The 24,936-nt window shown below is 63.4% G+C and carries 23 protein-coding genes; 21 read left to right on the top strand and 2 right to left on the bottom strand.

Features of this window, described 5'->3' with window-relative positions; genetic code table 11:
• Positions 1 to 62: 62 nt before the first annotated feature.
• Both ABIA96_RS28545 and ABIA96_RS28540 read right to left on the bottom strand, forming a co-directional pair.
• Positions 63 to 836: a Crp/Fnr family transcriptional regulator gene (locus ABIA96_RS28545; RefSeq protein WP_354140368.1), complete on the bottom strand. Its 774-nt coding sequence runs from the start codon at positions 834 to 836 to the stop codon at positions 63 to 65.
• Positions 837 to 913: 77 nt separating this feature from the next.
• The gene (locus ABIA96_RS28540; RefSeq protein ID WP_354140425.1) at positions 914 to 1,210 is read right to left on the bottom strand and encodes a gamma-butyrobetaine hydroxylase-like domain-containing protein; all 297 of its coding nucleotides are present in this window, start codon (positions 1,208 to 1,210) and stop codon (positions 914 to 916) included.
• Between the two features lie 209 nt (positions 1,211 to 1,419).
• On the opposite strand from ABIA96_RS28540, the gene ABIA96_RS28535 reads away from it, so the two are divergent.
• The 21 genes from ABIA96_RS28535 (at position 1,420) to ABIA96_RS28435 (ending at position 24,936) form a co-directional block, all read left to right on the top strand.
• Positions 1,420 to 2,193, top strand: coding sequence for a ferredoxin--NADP reductase (locus ABIA96_RS28535; RefSeq protein ID WP_354140367.1), 774 nt, complete (start codon positions 1,420 to 1,422; stop codon positions 2,191 to 2,193).
• Positions 2,194 to 2,296: 103 nt separating this feature from the next.
• A complete protein-coding gene (locus tag ABIA96_RS28530; RefSeq protein WP_354140366.1) occupies positions 2,297 to 4,039 on the top strand; it encodes a fumarate reductase/succinate dehydrogenase flavoprotein subunit in 1,743 nt (580 codons plus the stop codon).
• Between the two features lie 31 nt (positions 4,040 to 4,070).
• Positions 4,071 to 4,304, top strand: coding sequence for a 4Fe-4S dicluster domain-containing protein (locus tag ABIA96_RS28525; RefSeq protein WP_008141081.1), 234 nt, complete (start codon positions 4,071 to 4,073; stop codon positions 4,302 to 4,304).
• Between the two features lie 2 nt (positions 4,305 to 4,306).
• Positions 4,307 to 5,284 (top strand): HEAT repeat domain-containing protein, encoded by a 978-nt coding sequence (locus ABIA96_RS28520; RefSeq protein ID WP_354140365.1) that lies wholly within the window; start codon positions 4,307 to 4,309, stop codon positions 5,282 to 5,284.
• Positions 5,285 to 5,418: 134 nt separating this feature from the next.
• Positions 5,419 to 6,591, top strand: a complete 1,173-nt coding sequence (locus ABIA96_RS28515) for a fumarylacetoacetate hydrolase family protein (RefSeq protein ID WP_354140364.1) — start codon at positions 5,419 to 5,421, stop codon at positions 6,589 to 6,591.
• Between the two features lie 412 nt (positions 6,592 to 7,003).
• Positions 7,004 to 7,969 carry a galactofuranose ABC transporter, galactofuranose-binding protein YtfQ gene (gene ytfQ, locus ABIA96_RS28510; RefSeq protein WP_354140363.1) on the top strand — a complete coding sequence of 322 codons (966 nt, stop codon included), beginning with the start codon at positions 7,004 to 7,006 and terminating at the stop codon, positions 7,967 to 7,969.
• Between the two features lie 115 nt (positions 7,970 to 8,084).
• Positions 8,085 to 9,626 carry a sugar ABC transporter ATP-binding protein gene (locus ABIA96_RS28505; RefSeq protein WP_354140362.1) on the top strand — a complete coding sequence of 514 codons (1,542 nt, stop codon included), beginning with the start codon at positions 8,085 to 8,087 and terminating at the stop codon, positions 9,624 to 9,626.
• On the top strand, positions 9,623 to 10,615 hold the full coding sequence (locus tag ABIA96_RS28500; RefSeq protein WP_354140361.1) for an ABC transporter permease: 993 nt from the start codon (positions 9,623 to 9,625) through the stop codon (positions 10,613 to 10,615). The genes ABIA96_RS28505 and ABIA96_RS28500 overlap by 4 nt, the downstream gene beginning before the upstream one ends.
• The gene (gene yjfF / locus ABIA96_RS28495) at positions 10,612 to 11,592 is read left to right on the top strand and encodes a galactofuranose ABC transporter, permease protein YjfF (protein WP_354140360.1); all 981 of its coding nucleotides are present in this window, start codon (positions 10,612 to 10,614) and stop codon (positions 11,590 to 11,592) included. The genes ABIA96_RS28500 and yjfF overlap by 4 nt, the downstream gene beginning before the upstream one ends.
• Entirely contained in the window at positions 11,589 to 12,359 is a 771-nt protein-coding gene (locus tag ABIA96_RS28490; RefSeq protein WP_354140359.1) for a FadR/GntR family transcriptional regulator, read from the top strand. The genes yjfF and ABIA96_RS28490 overlap by 4 nt, the downstream gene beginning before the upstream one ends.
• A 2-nt stretch (positions 12,360 to 12,361) precedes the next feature.
• Positions 12,362 to 13,288, top strand: a complete 927-nt coding sequence (locus ABIA96_RS28485; protein ID WP_354140358.1) for a Gfo/Idh/MocA family protein — start codon at positions 12,362 to 12,364, stop codon at positions 13,286 to 13,288.
• 2 nt (positions 13,289 to 13,290) lie between these two features.
• The gene (locus ABIA96_RS28480) at positions 13,291 to 14,367 is read left to right on the top strand and encodes an aldose epimerase family protein (RefSeq protein ID WP_354140357.1); all 1,077 of its coding nucleotides are present in this window, start codon (positions 13,291 to 13,293) and stop codon (positions 14,365 to 14,367) included.
• Complete coding sequence (locus ABIA96_RS28475; protein WP_354140424.1) at positions 14,367 to 15,245, top strand: SMP-30/gluconolactonase/LRE family protein; 879 nt, start codon at positions 14,367 to 14,369, stop codon at positions 15,243 to 15,245. The genes ABIA96_RS28480 and ABIA96_RS28475 overlap by 1 nt, the downstream gene beginning before the upstream one ends.
• Before the next feature lie 74 nt (positions 15,246 to 15,319).
• Entirely contained in the window at positions 15,320 to 16,393 is a 1,074-nt protein-coding gene (gene chvE, locus ABIA96_RS28470) for a multiple monosaccharide ABC transporter substrate-binding protein (protein WP_354140356.1), read from the top strand.
• A 65-nt stretch (positions 16,394 to 16,458) separates the two neighbouring features.
• Positions 16,459 to 18,036, top strand: coding sequence for a multiple monosaccharide ABC transporter ATP-binding protein (mmsA, locus tag ABIA96_RS28465; RefSeq protein WP_354140423.1), 1,578 nt, complete (start codon positions 16,459 to 16,461; stop codon positions 18,034 to 18,036).
• Positions 18,033 to 19,223 (top strand): multiple monosaccharide ABC transporter permease, encoded by a 1,191-nt coding sequence (mmsB, locus tag ABIA96_RS28460; protein ID WP_354140355.1) that lies wholly within the window; start codon positions 18,033 to 18,035, stop codon positions 19,221 to 19,223. Before mmsA ends, mmsB begins: the two co-directional genes overlap by 4 nt.
• Before the next feature lie 229 nt (positions 19,224 to 19,452).
• Entirely contained in the window at positions 19,453 to 20,718 is a 1,266-nt protein-coding gene (locus ABIA96_RS28455) for a sensor histidine kinase (RefSeq protein WP_354140354.1), read from the top strand.
• Between the two features lie 39 nt (positions 20,719 to 20,757).
• Positions 20,758 to 21,423, top strand: coding sequence for an HAD family hydrolase (locus tag ABIA96_RS28450; protein ID WP_354140353.1), 666 nt, complete (start codon positions 20,758 to 20,760; stop codon positions 21,421 to 21,423).
• A gap of 6 nt (positions 21,424 to 21,429) precedes the next feature.
• Positions 21,430 to 22,380, top strand: a complete 951-nt coding sequence (locus tag ABIA96_RS28445; RefSeq protein ID WP_354140352.1) for a sugar-binding transcriptional regulator — start codon at positions 21,430 to 21,432, stop codon at positions 22,378 to 22,380.
• A 337-nt stretch (positions 22,381 to 22,717) separates the two neighbouring features.
• The gene (locus tag ABIA96_RS28440) at positions 22,718 to 23,971 is read left to right on the top strand and encodes an ABC transporter substrate-binding protein (RefSeq protein WP_502918856.1); all 1,254 of its coding nucleotides are present in this window, start codon (positions 22,718 to 22,720) and stop codon (positions 23,969 to 23,971) included.
• Between the two features lie 92 nt (positions 23,972 to 24,063).
• A complete protein-coding gene (locus ABIA96_RS28435) occupies positions 24,064 to 24,936 on the top strand; it encodes a carbohydrate ABC transporter permease (protein WP_354140350.1) in 873 nt (290 codons plus the stop codon).

Genomic DNA, 24,936 nt, shown 5'->3' with positions numbered 1-24,936 from the left:
CCTTGGGCAGTCCTGCACTATAAAGCCGCTTGCCTGTGCATCGGCCTCGGCCGCAAATTCCCTCAGTCAGCTGCGTGGCCTCGCATGTCCTCCAGAACGTCGGTCCGGCAGACCACGATCTGCGACCGCTTGGTCAGGACGATTCCCTTCTCCTGCATGCGCTTCAGGCTGATTGTCACCCATTGCCTGGTGGCGCCGACCATGTGGGCGATATCGGCGTGGGTGAAGGCGGCCGCAATCACGCGGCCGTCGGTATCCTCGACGCCGTAGAGATCGACGAGATGCAGCAGCAGGTGCGCAAGCCGCTGTGTGATCGAGCGCGTCCCCAGCATCTGGGCCAGTGCGGAATAGCATTTGCCCTTGAAGGTGAGGCCTTCGATCAAACCGATGGCGAGGTTCGGAATCTCTGCAGCAAGGGACCGCAATTCCTTGCCGGGCAGGTGCACGACGCTGCAATTGCTGGATGCGACGCCGGACCATTGATGCACGGTGCCTTCGAACACTTCGGGCCCACCGACGAAATTCCCGACATGCCAGTAGGCGAGCGTGATCTCGCGTCCGAGCGGGGAGGTGTAGAACACGCGGATGCGGCCGCTCTCGATCAGCCAGATGCCGTCGTGCTTGCCGCCCTGGCTGAACAGGGTCTGGCCGCGATTGAGCACTTTTCGCCGGCCCTGTTTCAGCACCAGCTCCCGCTCGCGCAGGCTGAGCTTGTCCATCAGGGGCGGCGGCCCGCCGATCCATTGCTGGTTCTCTGTGAGCAGCAGCGAGGAACTGCCCGCTGGCCGGACCGCTGGGGGAACAGTCCCGCGAGCCGCATTCGCCGCCTGCAACATCGTCTGCCTCCGGAACGCTGAAATCGTTCCAAAGAGGAGCAATGTCCGTGCCAGTTGGGGCGGGCGCAAACGGCCGCCTAGCGCCCTGCCAAACTCAGCAGATACGGCTTTGGGTAAATCCCGCGATTATGACCGTCCGAGAACGATATGTTCAGGCCGTAACCGAGGTCGCCGATCTCGGTGATGGCGATGCCCGGGAATGCTTCAGGAAAGCGGCCGTCGAAGCGTGCGCGGGTGCAGTGAGCGCATTTGCAGGAGAGGCGGAGCTGCTCGGCGGGGACGCTGAGTTTATCTTCTCGTGTGGTGCGGACGAAGAGCGTCGAGAGATCGGCGCTTGCTTCGTAGTCGGCTACCGACGGTACTACCGGGGTCATGGTCATGACGTATCTCCGACCCTCTTCTACGTCGGCGCCGAGAAGCGCGGATAGCAACTAATTGCCAGCACAGGCGTCCTGCCGGCGTGCTTGCTCTTCGATCATCGTCCGCGAAATGTGAAACTAATCGACCGGGAATTTCACTTCCGCGTTGCCGGACTCTCGTCTCTCCGAAACCTTGTGCGTCATCGAGGGCCAAAGGAGAGAGCATGAGCGCCTTTCAGAAGGAAACGGTTTTATCGGTCAGGCACTGGACAGACTCCCTGTTTAGCTTCACCGCGACCCGTGATCCCGGTTTCCGTTTCCAGAACGGCCAGTTCGCCATGATCGGGTTGGAAGTCGAGGGCAAGCCGTTGATGCGCGCCTACAGCATGGCGAGCGCCAATCACGAGGAGGCGCTCGAGTTCTTCTCGATCAAGGTGCAAGACGGCCCGCTGACCTCGCGCCTGCAGAAGATCCGGGAAGGCGACATCATTTTGGTCGGCCGCAAGGCGACGGGCACGCTGATCACCGGCAATCTCATTCCGGGCAAGCGCCTGCTGCTGCTCTCGACCGGCACGGGCCTTGCGCCGTTCGCCAGCCTGATCAAGGACCCCGACGTCTACGAGAACTACGAGATCATTGTGCTCGCCCATGGCTGCCGCCAGGTCTCGGAGCTTGCCTATGGCGAGCACGTCGTCGACGGCCTGCGCAATCACGAATTCTTCGGTCCGCTGATCCGCGACAAGCTGATCTATTACCCGACGGTGACCCGCGAGCCGTTCAAGAACCGTGGCCGCATCACCGATCTGATCGCCTCCAACCAGCTCTTCGATGATATCGGGCAAGCGGGCCTCGATATCGAGACCGATCGCATCATGCTGTGCGGTAGCCCGGCGATGCTGGAGGAACTCCCTTCGATGTTCTCGGCGCGTGGTTTTGTCGAGGGCAATCACAGCCAGCCCGGCCATTTCGTCATCGAAAAAGCTTTCGTCGAGCGCTGAGGCGCAAATCGCTTCCCGGCGACAACTAATTGCTATCGCCGGAAATCCACCTGAACAAATCTGATGCAAAGGGCGCCGGCTATCGGCGAACCAGGAGCAAGCGATGTCACTAGATCAGATCGTCGACGGACTTTCGGAGGTTTCCTGCGATGTGCTGGTGATCGGCGGCGGCACGGCCGGCCCGATGGCGGCGCTGAAAGCGAAGCTGAAGAACCCGAAGGCCAACGTTGTCCTGCTCGAAAAGGCCAACGTCAAGCGCTCCGGCGCGATCTCGATGGGCATGGACGGGCTGAACAATGCGGTGATCCCCGGCTACGCGACACCGGAGCAGTACACTAAGGAAATCACCATCGCCAACGACGGCATCGTCGACCAGAAGGCCGTCTATAAATACGCGCAGAACTGTTTTGAGATCGTCGAGGAGCTCGACAGTTTCGGTATTCGCTTCCTGAAGAACGAGAACGGCGATTACGCCGTCAAGAAGGTGCATCATATCGGCAGCTATGTTCTGCCGATGCCGAACGGCGAGACCGTGAAGAAGGCGCTCTATCGCCAGCTCCGCCGCGCGCGTATCCTGATCTCTAACCGCTACATGGCGACGCGGCTGCTGAAGTCCGCAGATGGCCGCATTGCCGGTGCGATCTCCGTCAACACCCGCACCGCCGAGATCCTGGTAATTAAGGCCAAGGCCGTGATCCTCTGCATGGGTGCCGCCGGCCGCCTGGGCCTGCCGACCTCGGGCTACATGTTCGGCACCTATGAAAACGCGGCCAATTCCGGCGACGGCTATTCGATGGCCTATCACGCGGGTGCGGCGCTCGCGAACCTCGAATGTTACCAGATCAATCCTCTGATCAAGGACTATAACGGCCCGGCCTGCGCCTATGTCGCCGGCCCCTTCGGCGCCTTCACCGCCAACAACGAAGGCTCCCGCTTCATCGAATGCGATTACTGGTCCGGCCAGATGATGCTGGAGTTCTACAACGAACTCCTGTCCGGTAAGGGTCCAGTGTTTCTCCAGCTCAAGCACCTCCATCCGAACACGATCGAGGAGATTGAATCGACGCTGCACAAGGTTGAACGACCGACGCGCGGCCTATTCCAGCAGGGACGCGGAGTCGACTATCGCAATGAGTCGATCGAGATGCACATCTCGGAGATCGGCTTCTGCTCCGGCCACAGCGCTTCCGGCGTGTTCGTCGACGACAATGCGCGCACCACCGTGCCCGGTCTTTACGCCGCCGGCGACATGGCGAGCGTGCCGCACAATTACATGCTCGGTGCCTTCACCAACGGCTCGGTCGCCGGCATCGACGCGATGGAGTTCGCCGAGAACCACGACTTCGCCGAATTCGATGCCGCCGATGTCGCAATTGAACGCGATCGTGTGATGGCGCCGACCAAGCGCGATGACGGCATTCCGCCGAACCAGGTCGAGTACAAGACCCGCCGCCTGGTCAACGACTACCTCCAGCCGCCGAAGGTCACGCGCAAATACGAGCTCGGCATGCGCCGCCTCGCCGAGGCGCGGGAGGACATGCAGGAGCGCATGATGGCGCGCAATGCTCATGAGTTGCTCCGTGCGCTGGAAGTGCAGTCGATCATGGACTGCGCCGACATGGCGGTGCACGCCTCGCTCTACCGCGAGGAAAGCCGCTGGGGCCTCTACCACTGGCGCACGGATTTTCCGGAGAAGGACAACGCGAACTGGTTCTGCCACACGCTGCTGTCGAAGCAGAATGGCAAGATGACCAGCGCGAAGCGCGCGGTCGAGCCTTATGTCGTGCCGATCGCCGACGACGAGAAGGACCTCTACGACAAGCAGCGCATCCGCGCCACCGCCTGATCCACCGCACAATAGCAACAGGAGACATAAAATGCCTCTCGCTTCCTATCAGACGTCGGTTCCGGTCGTCGTCGACGACGCCAAATGCATCGCCGACAAGGGCTGCACCGTCTGCGTCGACGTCTGCCCGCTCGACGTGCTCCGCATCAGCGACATGACCGGCAAGGCCTACATGGCCTATGACGAGTGCTGGTACTGCATGCCCTGCGAGGCCGATTGCCCGACCGGCGCCGTCACCGTCAACATTCCGTATCTGTTGAGGTAGTCATGTCGAGCCCGTTCGAATCCTACGACGACCTCGAAGACGCCGACGAGCGGCTTCAGGCCGCCGACCCCGCCGAGCGTCGCGTTGCCATCATTGCGCTCGGTCATTCAGGCGATCCCGCGGCCGTGGCCCATCTCGCCAGGATGGTCGCCGATCCCGATGCAGGCGTGCGCCAGCAGGTTGCGATGGCGCTGGGCGAATTCGACGGGCCGGAAGCCGCAAGCGCGCTGGTCAAGCTGCTGGTCGATCCCGAAAGGATCGTGGCGGCCGCTTCGGCCGATAGCATGGCCGAATTCAAGGATCCCACGTGTGCCGATGTCATCCTCCCGCTGGTGACGCACGCCCACGCCTTCGTTCGCATGGGCGCATTGCGTGCGCTGAAGGAGCTGCGCTGCAAGGATACGCTCAAGCCCGCGCTGGAAGCGCTGCAGGATTCCGATGCCGCCGTGCGCGTGCAGGCGATCGGCGTGATCGGCTTCCTGAAGCTCGAGGAATCCATCCCGGCGCTGACCGCGCTGATCAACGATCCCGATGCGCATGTGCGCCGCGCAGCCGTCAGCGCGCTTGCGTTCTCGCAAATGAAGCCGGCTGCCGAGACGATCACGCGTGCTCTCAAGGATTCGGACTGGATGGTTCGGGAGATGGCAGCGGAAACAGTGGGTCTCAATGTCAACGGATTGATCGCCGCCGAGCAGCTCGTCGGCGCGCTTACCGACGAGTTCTGGCAGGTGCGTCTGAAGGCGATCCGCAGCCTCGGCAAGATGAAGATCGAGCGCGCGGTGCGGCCGATCGGCAATTGCATCAACCACGATCAGGCGAATTTGCGCAAGGAAGCGGCGGCCGCACTCGGCGAGATCGCCCATCCCGACGGTGAGGCGTTCCTGGCCGTCATCGCCGACGATGCCGATCCCGACGTCCGCAAGAACGCGCGCTGGGCGCTGCAGCAGATCGCGGCCCGCAAAGCGCGAGCAGGCACATAAAGGCGCGGACAGGAGCATAAAAGCGGGGCATCCTGCCGCTCTGGACTTCCCCCGCCAGACGTTTATTGGTCTTCGCCAATGTGATTGGCCGCCGTTAGAACGCGGCCGATCCGACAAAGAGCGAGGACGCCGCCATGACGACATTGACAGTGAAGGATCTTCTCCCCGAGGATGGAACGAGGGGGACGCTGGTCGGCCGCGTCTGGCTGCCGCAGGCGAACGGTCCGGCCGTGGTCGCCGTGCGCGCCGACGGCGTCTTTGACGTCACCGCAAAGTTTCCGACCGTCAGCGTCCTCTGCGAGGAGGACAATCCGGCCAAGGCCCTTGCCGCGACTAAGGGCGAACGCATCGGCGATATCGAAGCCATCGTTGCCAACACGGCGCCGGATGGGCGCGATCCGAAAAAGCCCTGGCTGCTCGCGCCGGTCGACCTCCAGACCCTCAAGGCCGCCGGCGTCACCTTCGCCATCTCGATGCTGGAACGCGTGATCGAGGAGCGGGCGAAGGGCAATCCGGCCTCAGCCGAAGCAATCCGGAAGGAAGTGACGCGGCTGATCGGCGACGATCTGTCAAAGTTGAAGCCGGGCTCGGACCAGGCGATGCATCTGAAGCAGGTGCTGATCGACCAGAACGCCTGGAGCCAGTATCTCGAAGTCGGCATCGGTCCCGATGCCGAGGTCTTCACCAAAGCGCCGACGCTGTCCTCGGTCGGTACCGGCATGGATGCCGGGCTGCATCCGAAGTCGACCTGGAACAACCCCGAGCCGGAGCTGGTACTGTTCGTCTCCAGCCGTGGCAAGATCGTCGGCGGCGCGCTCGGCAACGACGTGAATCTGCGGGACTTCGAGGGCCGTTCGGCGCTGCTGCTGTCGAAAGCCAAGGACAACAACGCCTCCTGCTCGATCGGACCGTTGCTGCGTCTGTTCGACGATACTTTCACGCTCGACCACGCGCGCAAGCTGGACATCAGCCTGAACGTGAAGGGCGCGGACGGTTTCGTCCTCGACGGTCATTCCTCGATCAGCATGATCAGCCGCGATCCGACTGACCTGGTCGAGCAGACGATCGGCAAGGTGCATCAGTATCCTGATGGATTCGTGCTGTTCCTCGGCACGATGTTCGCACCGGTCAAGGATCGCGAGGCACCGGGGCAGGGCTTCACCCACAAGCGCGACGACATCGTCACGATCGCAGCGCCCCAACTCGGCAAGCTCGTCAACCGCATGCGGACTAGCGACGAGTGCGAGCCCTGGACGTTTGGCATCGGCGCACTGATGAAGAACCTGGCGCAGCGGAAACTGATCTAGTTTCTTCACTCTCTGCGAGTCGACTTGGTCGACATAGGCAGGGCTCAATCCACATCGTCATTGCGAGCGCAGCGAAGCAATCCAGAGTCCTCCGAGGACAGATTCTGGATTACTTCGCTGCGCTCGCATTGACGAGGAGGAGAGCTTGCGAGGCCGTCGCCGTCCCTCGGACAGCTCGCCGCTCGCCCCAGATAGTTCGTTACCTTCTAGTTGTATTTACTGTCAGTCTCGCGCTTGACATGTCATCCGTGTAAGCCTTCCGGATACCCACCCTGTTCATCTAAATAGTCAGATAATATGACTATACGAACGTAAGCTTCCGTGAAATAGTCCCTTCCGCCGCCTCAAAGGCCGGCCTGAGGGTGTCATGCTACCAGCTACGCCCCGGATAACATCTTGGGAGATACGCCTGATGACCCTCAAAGCCCTCTTTGCAGCCAGTGCCACGGCCGCGTTGTTGCTCGCGCTGCCGGCCAATGCGGCCGAGCTCACCGTCGGCTTCTCGCAGATCGGATCGGAATCCGGCTGGCGCGCGGCCGAGACGTCGGTCTCCAAGCAGGAGGCCACCAAGCGCAAGGTCAATCTCAAGATCGCCGACGCGCAGCAGAAGCAGGAGAACCAGATCAAGGCGATCCGCTCCTTCATCGCGCAGAATGTCGATGCGATCTTCCTGGCACCCGTGGTCTCGACCGGCTGGGATTCGGTGCTGAAGGAAGCCAAGGAAGCCAAGATCCCGGTCGTGCTGCTCGACCGCGACATCGATCCGTCGGGTAAGGACCTCTATCTCACCGCCGTCACCTCGGACAGCGTGCACGAAGGCGAGGTCGCCGGCGATTGGCTGGCCAAGACCGTCGGCGACAAGGCCTGCAACGTCGTCGAATTGCAGGGCACGGTGGGCGCCAGCGTCGCCGCCAACCGCAAGAAGGGTTTTGACACCGCCATCGCCAAGCACGCCAATTTGAAGGTGGTGCGCAGCCAGACCGGCGACTTCACCCGCGCCAAGGGCAAGGAAGTCATGGAGAGCTTCATCAAGGCTGAAGGCGGCGGCAAGAACATCTGCGCGGTTTACGCGCACAACGACGACATGATGGTCGGTGCGATCCAGGCGATGAAGGAAGCCGGCCTCAAGCCGGGCAAGGACATCCTCACCGTCTCGATCGACGCGGTTCCCGATATCTTCAAGGCGATGGTTGCCGGCGAGGCCAACGCCACCGTCGAGCTGACGCCGAACATGGCTGGCCCGGCCTTCGATGCCGTGGCGGCGTTCAAGGAGAAGGGCACCGTTCCGCCGAAGTGGATCCAGACCGAATCCAGGTTGCTCACCGCAGCCGACGATCCGCAGAAGGTCTACGACAGCAAGAAGGGCCTCGGTTATTGAGGCGGCGCCTTGCCGGACCGCTCTCTGCGGTCCGGCAACCCCTTCGCATCCGCCGCACGAACGAATAGGCTGGGTGACCGCAGCATAAGCGGGCGCCCGTGGGAGTGACGTCGTTATGGAGAATAGCCTTGATCCTGCTCCTTCCCTGTTGGAGGCGCGCGGGATCAGCAAGAGCTTCGGTGCGGTGCGCGCGTTGCAGGAGGTCGACTTTACGCTTCGCGCCGGCGAGATCCATGCGCTGCTCGGCGAGAACGGCGCCGGCAAGTCCACGCTGATCAAGGTCATCACCGGCGTGTTCCCGCGCGATGCCGGTGTCGTCCGTCTGGGCGGCGAAGAGGTGGCGCCGCGCTTAGCCAAGGCCGCGCTGCAGGCCGGCATTGCCACGGTCTACCAGGAGGTCAATCTGCTGCCGAACCTTTCGGTGGCGCAGAATTTGTTTCTCGACCGCCAGCCGATGCGCTTCGGCATCGTGCGCGAAGGCGAGATGCGCCGCCGCGCGAAAACCCTGCTTGCGGATTTCGGGCTCGAGATCGATGTCGCAGCGCCCCTCGGCAATTATTCGGTCGCCATACAACACGTCACCGCGATCGCGCGCGCCGTCGATCTTTCCGCCCGCGTGCTGATCCTGGACGAACCGACCGCGAGCCTCGACCGTCATGAGGTCGATATCCTGTTCGGCATCATGCGTCAGTTGGCCAAGCGCGGCATTGGCATCGTCTTCGTCAGCCACTTCCTCGACCAAGTCTACGAGATCTCCGACCGCATCACTGTGCTGCGTAACGGCCGCCTGGTCGGTGAGCGCGGGACCGCTTCGCTGCCGCGGCTCGAACTGATCCGGATGATGCTCGGGCGTGAGCTGGCCGAGACCACCAGCGCGCGGGCGGCGGTCGGCGAGCAGAGGGCGCGCGAGGTCTGCGCCAGTTTCGAGAATTACGGCAAAGCCGGCTATGTCACCCCGTTCAATCTCGAGCTGCGCCATGGCGAGGTGGTCGCTCTTGCTGGCCTCCTCGGCTCGGGCCGCACCGAGACGGCGCGGCTGGTGTTCGGCGCCGAGCGCGCCGATGGCGGTCAGGCGAGGGTGGAGGGCGCTTCCGTGCGGCTGCAGTCCCCGCGAGACGGCGTGCGCCACGGCTTTGGCTATTGCCCGGAGGAGCGCAAAACCGACGGCATCGTCGCCGAACTCAGCGTGCGCGAGAACATCGTGCTGGCGCTTCAGGCCAAGCGCGGGCTGCATCGGCCGCTGTCGCGTCGCGAACAGGACGAGATCGCGGGCCGCTACGTCAAGATGCTCGACATCCGCCCGCCTGATCCCGAACGGCCCGTCGGCCTGCTCTCCGGCGGCAATCAGCAAAAGGTTCTGCTGGCGCGTTGGCTCGCGACTTCGCCGCGGCTCCTCGTGCTCGATGAACCCACGCGCGGTATCGATGTCGGCGCGCATGCCGAGATCATTCGCCTGATCCGCGAGCTCTGCGACGACGGGCTTGCGCTGCTCGTGATCTCCTCGGAGCTTGATGAGATCGTGACCTATTCCGACCGTGTGGTCGTGCTGCGCGATCGAGCCCATGTCGAGGAGCTCTCCGGCGAGGCCATCGACGTCACCAACATTCTCGCGGCCATCGCCGCCGATGGCGCGGCGATGCAAGAGGTCCGGGCATGACGGCGCTATTGCCGCGCCGCGGCCTTGCCCAGATCCTGGCGCTGGTCGTCATCCTCGCGGCCGACCGCGTGGTGTCGCCGCAGTTCTTCGACCTGCGCCTCCAGGATGGTCGTCTGTTCGGCAGCCTCATCGACGTGTTCAATCGGGGCACGCCGGTGGCGCTGCTCTCCCTCGGTATGGTGTTGGTGATTGCAACGCGCGGCATCGATCTCTCCGTCGGCGCGGTGATGGCGATCTGCGGCGCGATCGCCGCGAGCCTCGCCGACAGCCACGGTCTGCCGGTGGTGCTGGCGGCGGCGCTCGGCGCGGGCTTGATTTGCGGATTGTGGAACGGCTTCCTCGTCGCCGTGCTCGGCATGCAGCCGATCGTTGCCACGCTGATCCTGATGGTGGCCGGGCGCGGCATCGCCCAGCTCATCACAGAGGGGCGCATCGTGACGTTTTCATCGCCGGATCTGGTCTGGCTCGGCAACGGCGCCATTCTCGGTGTCCCGGTGCCGATCGCGATTGCGCTCGGCATGCTGATCCTGACCGGCGCGATGGTGCGCGGCTCGGCGCTCGGACTCCTGATCGAAGCGACCGGCGGCAATGCACGGGCGAGCGAGCTTGCCGGCGTCGGCACGCGCGCGATGATTTTGGCGGTCTATGTCTGGTGTGGCGTCTGCGCCGCACTCGCCGGCGTGATCGCGGCGGCCGACATCATGGGCGCGGATGCCAACAATGCCGGCCTCTGGCTCGAGCTTGACGCCATTCTGGCCGTCGTGATCGGCGGCACCTCGCTATTCGGCGGCCGCTTCAGCCTTGTCCTGGCGGTGCTCGGTGCGCTGATCATCCAGACCATGAATACCGGCATTTTGCTGTCAGGCTATCCGCCGGAGTTCAATTTGTTGGTCAAGGCCGTGGTGGTGCTCACGGTGCTGCTGCTACAATCGCCAAAATTGTCCGGCCTTGCCGGCATCATGGCGCGGCTGCGGAGGACGAAACCATGAAAGGCCTGCCGCCTGTCCTGATCACGGCCATCGTCCTCGTCGCAGGCTTCGCCCTCTGCGCGCTGCAGTTTCCCAACATCGCCTCGACTCGCGTGGTCGGCAATCTCCTCACCGACAATGCCTTCCTCGGCATCGTCGCGACCGGTATGACCTTCGTCATCATTTCCGGGGGCATCGATCTCTCGGTCGGCTCGGTGATCGGCTTCACAACCGTGTTCGTGGCGCTCGCAATCGAGCGCTGGGGCGTGCCGCCGCTTATCGCTTTCATCGCCATCCTCGCGCTCTCGGCGGCCTTTGGTGCGGCGATGGGCGCGATCATCCACGTGTTTGACTTGCCGCCCTTCATCGTCACGCTCGCCGGCATGTTCCTGGCGCGCGGCGCAAGCTTCCTGCTTTCGACGGAATCGGTGCCGATCACCGCGCCGGTCTATTCGACCGTGTCCGACTTTGCCTTGCGCATGCCCGGCGGCGGGCGGCTGACCGCGATCGCGATCATCATGCTCGCCATCGTGATCGGCGGCGTCCTGCTGCTGCGCCTCACCCGGTTCGGCGCCAATGTCTATGCGCTTGGCGGCGGCCGTTCGACCGCAAGCTTGATGGGCGTTGCCGTCGGAAAGATGACGGTGAAGATCTACATGCTGTCGAGCCTGCTGGCAGGCATCGCCGGCATCGTGTTCTCCTTCTATACCAGCGCCGGCTATTCGCTCTCCGCGGTCGGTGTCGAGCTCGACAGCATCGCCGCCGTCGTCATCGGCGGCACGCTGCTCACGGGCGGGCAGGGCTCGGTGATCGGAACGTTCTTTGGCGTGCTGATCCAGGGCATGATCCAGACCTACATCAATTTCGACGGCACGCTGTCGAGCTGGTGGACCAAGATCGCGACCGGTATCTTGTTGTTCGTCTTCATCGCCCTGCAGCAGGGGCTGGTCGCACTGGCGCGACGGCCGGCGGCGAAACGTGCGGGAGCTGTCTCATGACCTCGCGCATCGTCGTCATCCCGACACGGCGGGCCCATTCCAACCACGCGGAGGTCGCCCGCTCAATTGGCGTCGACATTATCGCGCGCCGCTATGCCGAAGGGGGGCGGCTTCCGGGCGATGCCGAGCTGACGGCCATGTTTGGCGTGTCGCGGCCGGTGCTGCGCGAGAGCGTGAAGACACTGGTCGCCAAAGGGCTTTTGACCACCAAGGCGCGGGTCGGCACCGTTGTGCGCGAGCGCGCCGCCTGGAACATGTTCGACGCCGACGTGCTGGCCTGGCATCTTGATGCCGGCATCGACAAGCGTTTTCTCGACGACCTCGCCGAGATCCGCCTCGCGGTCGAGCCGAGGGCGGCGGCGCTGGCGTCGGCGCAGCGGTCGGAGGAGGATGTCGCGGAGCTTCGCCGCAGCATGGAACGGATGCGGCTCGAGGCGTCCGATTCCGTCGGCTTTGCCGATGCCGATCTCGCGCTGCACGTTGCGGTGGCGAGGGCATCGGGTAATCTGTTCATGCGCTCGATCGGGCATGTGATCGAGGCCGCCTTGCGCGCCTCGTTCCTGCTCAGTGCCCCGGTCGAGCCGGAGGACCGCGACACCGTGCTGCTCTGGCATCAGAAGATCGTCGATGCGATAACGTCCGGCGATGCCGTGACGGCGTCGGAGGCAATGGTCTATGTCATTCACAACGGCAAGCGCCGTCATGAGGGCACTGAGATCGAGACGGTCCCTGCCGAGCCGCTGCCGTCCCCGGAAAGTGGAGAATAAGCGTGACTGAACTTCGCATCGCCATCGTCGGCTTCGGCAAGATCGCGCGCGACCAGCATGTCGGCGCGATTGCCGCAGTGCCAGGCGCGATGCTCGCCGCAATTGCCAGCCGCAACGCGTCGCTGCCGGGCGTGCCGCATTTCGCGACCGTCGAGGAGCTGCTGGAGAAGGGACCGCAGGTCGATGCGGTGTCGCTCTGCACCCCGCCGCAGGTGCGTCGTGCCCAGGCCGCCGCGGCGCTCGCCGCCGGCAAGCATGTCCTGCTGGAGAAGCCGCCCGGCATCGGCGTCGCCGAGCTCGATCCGTTGATCGCGCTTGCCGCGGACGCAAAGCGCACCCTGTTTGCGAGCTGGCATTCGCGTCATGCACCCGCAGTCGAGCCGGCCCGCGAATGGCTGGCTACGCGCCGGATCAGATCGGTGCACATCAATTGGAAGGAAGACGTTCGCGTCTGGCATCCGGGCCAGGCCTGGATCTGGGAGCCGGGTGGGCTCGGCGTGTTCGATCCCGGCATCAACGCGCTGTCGATCCTGACCCGCATCCTGCCGAAGCCGGTGTTTGTCACCGCGGCTGAGCTCGCCTTTCCGGCCAATTGCCAGTCGCCGATTGCCGCCAACCTGACGCTGACCGATATCGGTGGCTTGCCGATCACGGCCGAATTCGACTTCCGCCAGACCGGGCCGCAGAGCTGGGATATCCTGGTCGAATCCGACGAGGGCCGGATGACGTTGTCCCGCGGCGGCAGGATCATGGCAGTCGACGGCAAGGTTGTTGCCGACGCGCCCGATGAGGAATATCGCGAGCTGTATCGGCATTTCGTCAAGCTCGCCGCGACCGGCGCGAGCGATGTCGACCTGGCGCCGCTTCGTCTCGTTGCCGACGCCTTCCTGCTCGGCAAGCGCAACATCGTCGAACCGTTTGTGGACTAGATATGGCTGGCTCAAGAATAGCAAAAGACGTTTTTGGAACGCTGCCTGACGGACGCAAGGTCGAGCGCATCGTGCTGCGCGGGGAGGGCGGGTTTGAGGCTCGCATCATCACCCATGGTGCGGTGATCCAGGCGCTGATCGCGCCGGACGCGAAGGGCGGTTACGACGACGTCGTGCTCGGCCATGATGCCTTTGCCGGTTATCTCGCCGAACGGAAGTTCTTTGGCGCGACTGTCGGCCGATACGCCAACCGCATCGCCAACGGGCAGTTCTCGCTCGATGGCGAGACCTTCCAGCTTCCAATCAACAACGGCCCGAATGCGTTGCATGGGGGCCTCGATGGCTTTGACCGCAAGTTCTGGGACATCGCCGAGCTCGACGATGGCGCCAGCCCTGCGGTCACGCTGACCTACACCAGCCCGCATGGCGAGGAGAATTATCCCGGCAAGCTCGATGTGCGCCTGACCTATCGCGTGACCGGGCCGGCCGAGCTGTCGTTGACGATGGAGGCACGGACCGATCGTCCGACCATCGTCAACCTGACCAACCACAGCTTCTTCAATCTGGAAGGCGCGACCTCGGGCACGCCCACGCTCGATCACAGGCTGACAGTCAAGGCCGAGCATTTCCTGGCCATCGATCCCACTGCGATTCCGCTGCCGGAGCCGCCGCGCGCCGTGGCCGGCACGCCGTTCGATTTCCGCGAGGCCCACGCCGTCGGCGCGCGAATTCGCGAGAGCGACCCGCAATTGCGCAACGGCAAGGGCTACGACCACACCTACTGTCTCGCGCGCGACGGCAAGCTCGCGCTCGTGGCCCGGTTGGAGGCGCCGCGCTCGGGTCGCATCATGGAGCTGTTGACCGATCAGCCCGGCCTCCAGGTCTATTCCGGCAACTACCTCGACGGCACGATCTCGGGCAAGGGCGGCAAGCTGATCCGGCAGTCGGACGCGTTATGCCTGGAGCCGCATATGTGGCCCAATTCGCCGAATCGGCCGGACTTTCCGAGCCCGCGCCTCGATCCCGGCGGTGTCTATCGGCATCATACCGTCTATCGCTTCGCCGCGAGGACGCCATGATGGAAGAGGTGCCGACCTCCGTTCTCTCTGCCGAACATTGTCACCTCGGCGAGGGCCCGACCTATGACGTCACCACCGATACCGCGTGGTGGTTTGACATTCGTGAGGGACGTCTGTTCGAGGCGCATCTCGGCAGCGGCAGCATCCGTATCCATGCGCTCGGCCGGATGGCGAGCGCGCTTGGGCGGATCGATGCCGGACGCCAGCTGGTTATCGCGGAAGATGGTTGTTACATCCGCACGCTCGCCGCTGGTGCGATGGCGCTGTTCTGCCCGCTCGAGGCGGATAATCCCGCGACGCGCTCCAATGATTGCCGCGTGCATCAATCCGGCACGTTCTGGATCGGCACGATGGGGCGCAAGGCCGAGCGGGGGGCCGGCGCGATCTACGCGCTCCACCGCGGCAAGATATCGACGCTGTTTCCGGGCATCAGCATTCCGAACTCGATCTGCTTCTCGCCGGATGGCGCGACAGGCTATTTCACCGACACCGCGCGCGCCGTGCTCTATGCAGTGCCGCTCAATCCCGATACGGGTCTGCCGCGCGGCGAGCCGGAGGTGTTGCTGCGCCATACTGGCGTCGGGGGGCTCGACGGCTCGGTGTGCGATGCCGACGGGCAGATCTGGAACGCCTGTTGGGGCGCCAGCCGTGTGGATGTCTATTCTCCGCAAGGCGAGCGCTTGCGCTCGCTGCGTGTGCCGGCCAAGCAGGCGAGTTGCCCTGCTTTTGTCGGTCCGGATCTGTCGCGCCTGCTCGTCACTTCCGCCTGGCAGGACATGGATGCGGAGGCGCGCGCCGCCGATTCGCAGGCCGGCTGCACTTTTGTGCTACAAGCCTCCGCGCGCGGTCGCGCGGAGCCCGACGTCAAGCTCGTATAGGAGATCCGAAGCCGACCTCTACCGACGTACTGGACGAAACTAACAAACAGTCTGACACCCAAAGGGAGTGAAGCATGTTGAAATTGAAGACGACATTTCTCGCACTGGCGCTGGCCGGCGCCACAACGATGGCCGCAGGCGTCACGGCCTCCGCGCAGGACAAGGCAACCGTCGGCATCGCGATGCCGACAAAGTCCTCGGCGCGCTGGATCGACGACGGCAACAACATGGTCAAGGTGCTGAAGGAGCGCGGCTACAACACGGACCTGCAATATGCCGAGGACGACATTCCGAACCAGCTCGCGCAAGTCGAGAACATGATCACCAAGGGTGCCAAGGCGCTGGTCATCGCCGCAATCGACGGCACTACGCTGTCCGACGTGCTCAAGCAGGCCAAGGCCAAGGGCATCACCGTGATCGCCTATGACCGCCTGATCCGCGGCACGCCGAATGTCGACTATTACGCGACCTTCGACAATTTCCAGGTCGGCGTGCTCCAGGCGCAATCGATCGAGAAGGGGCTTGGCCTCAAGGAAGGCAAGGGCCCGTTCAACATCGAGCTGTTCGGCGGCTCGCCCGACGACAACAACGCCTACTTCTTCTATAACGGCGCGATGAGCGTGCTGAAGCCCTATATCGATAGCGGCAAGCTCGTGGTCGCCTCCGGGCAGATGGGCATGGACAAGGTCGCGACCTTGCGTTGGGACGGTGCCACCGCCCAGGCCCGCATGGACAATCTGCTCAGCGCCTATTACGGCAACAAGAAAGTCAACGCCGTGCTGTCGCCCTATGATGGCCTCTCGATCGGCATCATCTCCTCGCTGAAGGGCGTGGGCTATGGCAGCGCCGATCAGCCGATGCCGATCATCTCGGGCCAGGACGCTGAAGTGCCCTCGATCAAGGCCATGCTGCGCGGCGATCAGTACTCGACCATCTTCAAGGACACCCGCGATCTCGCCAAGGTGACCGCCGACATGGTCGACGCCGCGCTGGCCGGCAAGCAGGTGACGGTCAACGACACCAAGACCTATGAGAACGGCGCCAAGACCGTGCCGTCCTATCTCCTGAAGCCTGTCGTGGTGTACAAGGACAATTGGGAGAAGGTTCTGGTCGAGAGCGGCTACTACAAGAAGTCGCAGTTCCAGTAGGACTCTCTCTTTTCCCTCTCCCCGTTTTTACGGGGAGAGGGACGTAACGGATGGGACACGACGCGATGACCGCCATGCTGGAGATGCGCAACGTCAGCAAGAGCTTTGCCGGTGTGCAGGCGCTGCGCGACGTCAATTTCTCGGTCGAAGCCGGGCAGATTCACGCCCTTGTCGGCGAGAACGGCGCCGGCAAATCGACGCTGATGAAGGTGCTGAGCGGCGTCTACCCGGCGGGCAGCTATGAAGGCACCATCGTCTTCGACGGCGAGGAACGCCGCTTCCGCGACATCAACGATTCCGAGGCGCTCGGCATCATCATCATCCACCAGGAACTGGCGCTGATCCCGCTGATGTCGATCGCAGAAAACATCTTCCTGTCGCATCCGCCGTCGAAGCTCGGCGTGATCGATCGCGACGAAGTGTACCGGCGGACGCGTGACCTGCTTGCGCAGGTCGGCCTGAAGGAATCGCCGGATACGCTGATTACCGATCTCGGCGTTGGCAAGCAGCAGCTCGTCGAGATCGCGAAAGCGCTGTCCAAACGTGTCCGGATGCTGATCCTGGACGAGCCGACTGCGAGCCTGAACGAGGCCGACAGCGCCGCTTTGCTGGAACGGCTGATGAAATTCCGCGAGCAGGGCATCGGCTCGATCCTGATCTCGCACAAGCTCAATGAGGTCGCCCGGGTAGCCGACCACATCACCGTGCTGCGCGACGGCCGTACCGTCGACGGCATCGATTGCCGGGCCGAGCCGATCCAGGAAGACCGTATCATCCGCAGCATGGTCAACCGCGATCTCGCCCATCGCTTCCCCGAGCGTAGCGCGAAGATCGGCGAACTTGTGCTCGAGGTTTCGAACTGGTCCGTCTATCACCCCATCCATCCCGAACGGCAGGTGATCAAGAACGTCAATTTCGGCGTCAAGCGCGGCGAAGTCGTCGGCATCGCCGGGCTGATGGGGGCAGGCCGCACCGAATTCGCCATGAGCCTGTTTGGCCGCTCCTGGGGCGCCAATATCAGCGGCCGCATCGCCCTCGAAGGCCACGAGATCGCGCTGACGAGCGTTGCCGCCGCGATCGACGCCGGCCTTGCCTATGTCACCGAGGACCGCAAGCAGCTCGGGCTGATCCTGGCCGACGACGTCCGCAAGAACATTACGCTGGCAAGCCTCAACCAGGTCGCGCCGGGGCGGGTGATCGACGACATCGCTGAGCTGAAGGTCGCCAGCGACTACCGCAACCGCATGCGGATCCGCTGTTCCGACGTCTACCAGGAGACCGGCCAGCTCTCCGGCGGGAACCAGCAGAAGGTCGTGCTGTCGAAATGGCTGATGACCGATCCCAAGGTGCTGATTCTGGACGAGCCGACAAGGGGCATCGACGTCGGTGCTAAGTACGAGATTTACTGTATCATCAACGAGCTTGCGGAAGCCGGCCGCGGCGTGGTGGTGATCTCCTCGGAGATGCCCGAGCTGCTCGGCATCTGCGACCGCATCTGCGTCATGAACGACGGCGCCTTCGTCGGCGAGTTCCCGAGCGCTGAGGCGACACAGGAAAAGATCATGCGCGCCATCATGCGTAATGAACGAAGCAATGGAAACGGCGCGGCCGAGGCCGCGGAGATGGGAGGATCGCAGCCATGACCGACAAGACGGTTTCGCTGCCCGAGGAGCGCCGGCACGGTAGCTTCATCAAGAACAATTTGCGCAACTACGGCATGTTAATGTCGCTGATCGCGATCATGCTGTTCTTCCAGGTCATGACTGGTGGCACGCTGCTGCAGCCGCTCAATCTGACCAATTTGGTACTCCAGAACAGCTACATCGTCATCATGGCGCTGGGTATGCTGCTGGTGATCGTCACCGGCCATATCGACCTGTCGGTCGGATCGGTTGCGGGATTCGTTGGTGCAGTCGCCGCTCTTCTGATGGTGACCTACAAGGTCGACTACACCCTTGCCTTCATCGCCTGCCTCATTGTCGGCGCGGCCATCGGCGCGGCGCAGGGCTATTGGGTTGCCTATTTCAAGATCCCGTCCTTCATTGTGACCCTGGCCGGCATGCTCGTGTTCAAGGGCCTTGCTCTTGCGGTGTTGCAGGGCCAGTCGCTCGGGCCGTTCCCGTCGACCTTCCAGAAACTGTCGTCGGGCTTCATTCCGGAGCTGCTGCCCGAGGCGGGCACGCTGCATCCCACATCCATGCTGATTGGTGCGGTACTGGCGCTGGGGCTGGTCTACGCCAGCGCCAAGAGCCGGACGCGTGAGGTGTCGCACGGTATCGAGGTTGAGCCTTACGCGTTCTTCCTTGGGAAAAGCATCGTGCTGGCCTGCGCGGTGCTGTACTTCACCTATCTGATCGCGACCTATCGTGGCCTGCCCAACGTGCTCGTCATCATGAGCGCGCTGATCGCGCTCTATGGCTTCGTCACCCGCCGCACCGTGATCGGCCGGCAGATCTATGCCGTGGGCGGCAATGCCAAGGCGGCAAGCCTGTCGGGCATCAAGACCGAGCGGTTGACTTTCCTCACCTTCGTCAACATGGGCGCTCTCGCCGCGCTCGCCGGCCTCGTCTTCGCCGCGCGCCTCAACACCGCAACACCTAAGGCAGGTCTCGGCTTCGAGCTCGACGTCATTGCCGCCTGCTTCATCGGCGGCGCCTCGGCCTATGGTGGCGTCGGGCGCGTCGGCGGCGCCGTGGTCGGCGCCATGATCATGGGCGTGATGAACAACGGCATGTCCATCCTCGGTATCGGCATCGACTACCAGCAGGTCATCAAGGGCCTTGTGCTGCTGGGGGCGGTGTGCATCGACGTGTATAATCAGCGGCGGTAGCCACAACGGCAGTGCCGTGGGCAAAGGCGCACTTGTGCGGTGCCCACCATCTCCTGCTCGACATATCCTGAAAAAGCCGGCGGGCACGCTTCGCTTTTCCCACCCCACGGGCTCATTGAGGCCTCGGAATCTCCCGGGCCGAGCCTGCGTGCATCGTTGATTTAGATCAACCGATAGCCAACTCCGTGCTAATTTAATGCGTCTGACGTAGCTTACACGGGGAACTTCCGTGACGAGTAAACCGCTTTCGCTACCGGCGTCGGAGGTGATGCTGGTCTCGACGACGCCCGCGTTGCAACTGATCTACGATACCGCACCGATCGGGCTTGCCTGCCTGTCGCGCGACTGCCGCTATCTCCTGATCAACCAGCGCCTTACCGAGATCTGCGGCATATCGGTTGAAGGCCATCTCGGGCATTCCGTCAAGGACTGTGTGCCTGCTCTGGCCGATTCCGTTGAACAGATCGTGCGGTCGATCGTCAAAACCGGGGAACCCGTCATCGGTATCGAGGTCGCGGGACAACGCGCGGATCAGGTCGAGGAGCGCTCCTGGGTCACCTATTGGCATCCGCTGCGAACGCAGGGAGGCGAGATCATTGCGGTCAATGTCGCTGCGGAGGAGATCACTGAACGCAAGCACGCCGAGCGGGAAATCCGCAGCGCCAGGGATGCCGCCGAGACGGCGCTTCGCCATTTGCGCGACATCCAGGCCTCGCTGATCGAGGCGGAAAAGCTCGCCGCACTCGGGCGAATGGTCGCCGGCGTTGCTCATGAGATCAACACGCCGCTTGGTAGCAGCCTGACGGTTGCCTCGACACTTCAGCGGAGGGCCGAGTTGTTCGCGGCGGAGGTCGCGCGGGGCGATCTCAAGCGTTCGACCTTGATCAGGTTCATGAAGCTGGTCAGCGAGGCCTCGGCGCAACTGGTCACAAATCTCGACCGAGCGGCCGAGCGTGTTCAATCGTTCAAGCAGGTCGCGGCCGATCAGACCGAGTCCTATCGGCGAAGTTTTGACGCGGGCGAACTGACAGGCCAGGTTCTTTCCCAATTCGAGCGGCAATTGCGGCAGCGTGACATCGCGCTCAGCCTCCGCTGCGAGTCGGGTCTTGCGATGGACAGCTACCCCGGGCCATTCGGGCAGGTCCTGACCAATCTCGCCGACAACGCGATGATACACGCGTTCCCGGGCGACGGACGAGGGGCGCTTCGAGGGACTATCAATGTTTCGCTCGGCGCGGCCGGCGACGGACATGTTGAGCTTTCGTTTGCCGACGACGGCTGCGGCATGCCGCCAGATGTAGAGCGGCGGGCCTTTGATCCTTTCTTTACGACGCGACGGCACGATGGTGCGAGCGGTCTCGGTCTGCACATCGTCCACAGCATCGTCGTGGATCGATTGGGCGGACAGCTCCAGCTCGAAAGCAAGCCGGGCGCGGGCACGGTACTTCGGCTTGTTCTCCCCAGGATTGCCCCAGACCGACGCGGCCATGCCTGAGCTATTGCTCATCAGTTGGGTATATGATCGAATGGCGGGATGGACCATGGCCGGCCGAAACCCGATCTCATCATCTTCGATTGCGACGGCGTGCTCGTCGACAGCGAGTTGTTGAGCTGCCGCTGCCTGTCCGAAGTGCTGGCGGAGTTCGGCCTTCAGCTGAGTGTGGAGCAGGCGCTCGAACTCTTCCTCGGGCGCAGCACCAAGGCGATCGAGCAGTACTATCGCGATCTCCTCGGGCAGGCTTTGCCCGATGATTTCCTTGCACGCCTGAGGGCGCGTGTGCTCGAGACGTTTGCGGAGGCGCTCCAGCCGATCCCCGGCGCCGGTGCGGTGCTGTCTAAATTGCAGACGCCGCGCTGTGTGGCATCGTCGAGCGACCTCGACCGGGTCTCGTTGTCGCTTGATGTCACCGGCCTTGCGCCGCACTTCGGTGACCGACTCTACACCGCCCAGATGGTCAGGCACGGCAAGCCGGCACCGGATCTCTTTCTCCACGCTGCCGGGAGGATGCAGGCGGATCCCGCGCGCACGCTGGTGATCGAAGACAGCGTCAGCGGCGTGCAGGCCGCCAGGGCGGCAGGCATGATGGTCTGGGGATTTGTCGGCGGTGCCCATTATCGCGCCCGCGATGGCCGCGCTATATTGTCGGCCGCCGGAGCCGATCGGGTCTTCGCGCACATGAGCGATTTCTGGGAGGCGTGAGGCCGCATGGCCGCCGAGAACGAAAAATCCAGGCTCGACGACGCCGCGCGTGCCGGCTGGCTCTATTTCATTGCCGGCCACACCCAGGATGAGATCGCAAAGATGCTCCAGGTGTCGCGCGCCTCGGCGCAGCGACTGGTGTCGCTTTGTCTCGCCGAGCGGCTGATCACGTTCCGGCTCGAACACCCGATCGCAGCCTGCATGGAATTGGCCGCGCGCCTGAAGGAGCGGTTTGGCCTCAGCCATTGCGAGGTGGTGCCGGCCGATCTTGCTGCGCCGCAGGCGACCGCCGGCATCGCCGAGCGCTGCGCTAATCTGCTGGACGCGACGCTGCGCTCGGAGACTCCGGTTATCGTCGCGCTCGGGACAGGGCGGGCGGTGCGCGCCGCGGTCGAGCGCGTTACGCCGATCGACCGGCCCAATCACCAGATCGTCTCGCTGGTCGGCAACATCTCTGCCGACGGTTCGGCGAGCTTCTACGACACTGTCGGCCGGCTCGCCGATCGCACCGGTGCGCGGCACTATCCGATGCCGCTGCCGTTCCTGATGTCGTCGGAGGACGAGCGCAACAAGATGGTCCGCATCGAGCCGATCGCGAAGGTGAAGGCGGTCGCGGCCAAGGCGGACTTACGCCTCGTCGGCATCGGCCAGATGGACCAGAAGGCGCAGGTCCATGTCGACGGCTTCGTCACGCGTGATGAATTGTTCGAGATGATGCGGCAGGGCGCCATCGGCGAGATCACCGGCTGGGCCTATGATTCCAAGGGCCGCCTGCTCAAGGCCGGCACCAACAAGCGCCTCACCAGCATTCCGCCGGAGGTCCCGGCGAAGACCACGACCATCGGCGCCGCGGTCGGTGCGGCCAAGGTCCCGGCGATCGCGGCGGCGCTGAATGGGGGTCTGATCAACGGCCTGATCACCGACGAGGCCACCGCAACGGCAATCCTGGAGCGGTAGGGGGCGGTCTTCGCCAGTTGCGCTGCTGGATCATCCGCCTTGTGCGCAATCGCGCACTGGAGCGGATGATCCAGCACGTCGCGGTTTTTTTTGGCAATCAACGAAGGACACGGCGTACTCGATGCCCGCGTTCGCGCTGCATGACGGGGAGGGTTGCCGCACCGCAGCACTCATAAGTTGCGGGAATGACTGCACGCCTGCTTGACAAGCGCTGTACCTCAGCCGAACATACGCTCAACGCGTGGGCATATGCTCAAAACGCGAGTTGAGGGAGGACACCGTGAAACACGTTCTGGGCGCCGTCTGCGGCGCGTCCGTACTGCTTGCCGTCCCCGCGATGGCCGAAACCACCCTGACGATCGCCACCGTCAACAACGGCGACATGATCCGCATGCAGGGCCTGACCAGCGAATTCACCAAGGCGAATCCCGACATCACCGTGAAATGGGTGACGCTCGAGGAGAACGTGCTGCGCCAGCGCGTCACCACCGACATCGCCACCAAGGGAGGCCAGTTCGACGTGCTGACCATCGGCACCTACGAGGTGCCGATCTGGGCCAAGAAGGGCTGGCTGGTTCCGCTCGCCAATCTCGGCGCCGATTACGACGTCGCCGACCTGCTGCCGAAGATCAAGGATGCGGTCTCTGTCGACGGCAAGCTTTATGCCGCGCCGTTCTACGGCGAGAGTTCGATGGTGATGTATCGCACCGATCTGTTCGACAAGGCCGGTCTGAAGATGCCGGAGAAGCCGACCTGGGATTTCGTCATCGATGCCGCCAAGAAATTGACCGACAAGAATGGCGGCGTCTACGGCATCTGCCTGCGCGGCAAAGCCGGTTGGGGCGAGAACATGGCATTCCTCTCGGCGATGGCTAATTCCTATGGCGCACGCTGGTTCGACGAGAAGTGGGAGCCGCAGTTCAACACGCCGGAATGGAAGACGACGCTCACGACCTACGTCAACCTGATGAAGGACGCCGGCCCTCCCGGCGCGAGCTCGAACGGCTTTAACGAGAACCTGGCGCTGTTCAACGCCGGCAAGTGCGGGATGTGGATCGACGCCACGGTGGCAGCGTCCTTCGTCACCAACCCGAAGGACTCCAAGGTCGCCGACAAGGTCGGCTTCGCACTCGCGCCCAACACCGGGCTCGGTAAGAACGCCAACTGGCTGTGGGCGTGGAACCTCGCGATCCCCGCCGGCTCCAAGAAGACCGAGGCGGCCGAGAAGTTCATCGCCTGGGCGACGAGCAAGGACTACACCAAGCTCGTGGCCTCGAAGGAGGGCTGGGCCAACGTGCCGCCGGGCACGCGCACCTCACTCTACCAGAACCCTGACTATCTGAAGGCCGCGCCGTTCGCCAAGATGACGCTGGCCTCGATCGACGCGGCGGATCCGAACAAGCCGACCGTGAAGCCGGTGCCTTATGTCGGCGTACAATATGCCGCGATCCCCGAATTTCAGGGCATCGGCACGCAGGTGGGTCAGCAGTTCTCGGCAGCACTTGCGGGATCGATGACGGTCGATGCGGCACTTTCCGCTGCGCAATCCGCGACCGAGCGCGAGATGAAGCGCGCCGGCTACATCAAATGAGCCCGAGCTCTCCCTGAGCTCAAACTTGCGGCCATCCATTCTTTGCTCGATGGATGGCCGCCTTCTTCTTCCTCCAAGCGGAAGGCCTACGGATGGCAACCCGGCAGACGCAACTTCTTGCGCGGTCGCTCTTGACTCCGGCCGTCGGGCTCCTGTTCATCTGGATGATCGTCCCGCTCGCGCTGACGATCTACTTCTCGACGCTGCATTACAGCCTGCTCGATCCTGGCTCGGAATCCTTCGTCGGGCTTGAAAATTTCCGCTACTTCCTCACCGATCCCGCATTTCTCGCCTCGCTCCAGAACACGCTGGTGCTGGTCGGCTCGGTGCTGGCGCTGACTGTCCTGCTCGGAATTCCGCTGGCGCTGTTGCTCGACCAGCCCGTGATCGGCCTTAACATCGTGCGGCTGATGGTGATCGCGCCATTCTTCGTGATGCCCACGGTGAGCGCGCTGGTCTGGAAGAATCTTTTGATGCACCCGGTGTCCGGGCTGTTTGCCTGGATTGCTTCGGTGTTCGGGCTTACCCCGATCGACTGGTTCACCGATGTGCCGCTGTTGGCCGTGATCCTGATCGTGTCCTGGCAGTGGCTCCCGTTCGCGACGCTGATTCTGCTCACCGCGATGCAATCGCTCGACGAGGAGCAGAAGGAAGCCGCCGAGATGGATGGCGCCAGCGCCGTCTCGACCTTCATCTACATCACGCTGCCGCATCTGGCGCGCCCGATCACGGTGGTGATCCTGATCGAGACCATCTTCCTGCTCACTGTCTTCGCGGAGATCTATGTCACCACGGGCGGCGGCCCCGGACTGTCGACCACCAACATCGCCTTCCTGATCTATTCGCAGGCGCTGATCCAGTACGATGTCGGCAGCGCATCGGCAGGCGGGTTGATCGCGGTGGTGATCGCCAACGTGGTCGCCTTCTTCCTCGTCCGCATCGTCGGCCGCAACCTGGAGACCTGA

This window comes from Bradyrhizobium sp. LB11.1, assembly GCF_040549385.1.
GTDB lineage: Bacteria > Pseudomonadota > Alphaproteobacteria > Rhizobiales > Xanthobacteraceae > Bradyrhizobium.
The sequence above is the reverse complement of the archived record's forward strand: the minus strand, read 5'-3'. Positions and strand labels throughout refer to the sequence as shown.